Source organism: Leisingera sp. F5, assembly GCF_001593695.1.
Genome location: NZ_LUKH01000977.1, coordinates 1 through 1,395, shown reverse-complemented (window position 1 = coordinate 1,395; position 1,395 = coordinate 1). Strand labels below are relative to the sequence as shown.

Genomic DNA, 1,395 nt, shown 5'->3' with positions numbered 1-1,395 from the left:
TGCAGCAGGAAGTATTTGGCGGCGCGGGTGTAGTCGATTTGGGTCATTGCGGAGCCATTTCGTCATCAAGCCGGGTTGCGCCGGCGTTTCCGTGGCTGTGCCACTTGGTTTCATAGTCGCTTTGCAGAACCAGGTCCTTCATTGCTGAATCGCTGGTCTTTTCGATTTCATAATAGAGGTACATGCGCCCCTCCGGTATTTTGCCCTTGAGCCGCATCCGCTTGCCGGTCTCGGCAGGGTCCTGGAACTCAACATGGTAGTCGCCGCCGCGCGGCCGTTTGTGAATGCCGCGGCAGTCATGCACGGTGCAGCCGCAGTTTCGCCCCCAGAACGTCCAGACCAGTTCCGGATTGAACTGGTAGATGCCATGCGCAGGCCAGCCATTGAATCCGTTGGCGGAAACAAACCGCCCGCCCGGTTTCAGCATCCGGAAAACCGTTTCCAACGCCATTGGCACGTTGAAGACATGCTCAATTGTGCCGCCGTCGAATATCAGATCGAACTGCCCTTCCAGCTCGGCAGCCACCGGGCGGTTCAGGTCATGAAGGATCGTCGCTCCCTCGTAGTTCGAAAAATCCATGGTTTCCATGTCGCCGAATCCCAGCTTTTGCATCAGGGTTTCGCAGTAACCGTCTTCTTGAACCAGTTCCTCGTGGCTGAGATCGAGCCCCTTTTTGCGCAGGATCCGGTCAAACTTGTGCTTGATATGATCCTCCACCCGGAAGGAATGACGCCCAAGCATAAGCGTCCGGCCTTCCGGCTGGAAGCGGACCGACAGGTCGGCCAGCCGTTCAAAGAGCTCAATATCGACGCCCATTTCTGATCAGCCTCCCACGGTCCAGCGCGCGAAGATGCCCCAGAACCAGTCAAACTTTGCAGCAAAGGACACAAAGACCACCCAGGCCAGCGAGAACGGCAGGAACACTTTCCAGCCCAGGCGCATCAGTTGGTCGTAGCGGTAGCGCGGGGTGATCGCCTTTACCATTGCGAAGAGGAAGAAGAAGAACGCCATCTTGCCGACCATCCACAGCACGCCATCGGGGAGGCCCGGGATCGGGGACAGCCAGCCGCCGAAGAACAGCAGCGAGGTCAGCGCGCACATCAGGAAGATGGCGATGTATTCACCGGCCATGAACAAGAGGAACGGGGTGGCCGAGTATTCCACCTGGTAGCCCGCGACCAGTTCCGATTCCGCTTCCGGCAGGTCGAACGGCGGGCGGTTGGTTTCTGCCAGTGCCGAGATAAAGAACAGGAAAACCATCGGGAAATGCGGGATCCAGTACCAGTTCAGAAGGCCCAGATCGCCATCCTGCGCGCGCACGATGTCGCCAAAGTTCATCGAACCGGTGGAGATGATGATGCCGATGATGATCAACCCAAGCGACACTTCGTAAG

At 57.8% G+C, this 1,395-nt stretch carries 2 protein-coding genes; both read right to left on the bottom strand.

The annotated features are described in order from the left end of the window. Positions 1-43: 43 nt before the first annotated feature. Positions 44-817 carry a methyltransferase domain-containing protein gene (locus A2I95_RS38045; protein WP_051371917.1) on the bottom strand — a complete coding sequence of 258 codons (774 nt, stop codon included), beginning with the start codon at positions 815-817 and terminating at the stop codon, positions 44-46. Between the two features lie 6 nt (positions 818-823). Then, positions 824-1,395, bottom strand: a 572-nt coding sequence (locus A2I95_RS38040; protein ID WP_291737599.1) for an NADH-quinone oxidoreductase subunit H, incomplete at its 5' end; no start/stop codon positions are given.

What these genes read in the sequence shown, in the direction of transcription:
- A2I95_RS38045 (WP_051371917.1), bottom strand. Translation starts at nt 817, where the DNA reads ATGGGCGTCGATATTGAGCTCTTTGAACGGCTGGCCGACCTGTCGGTC.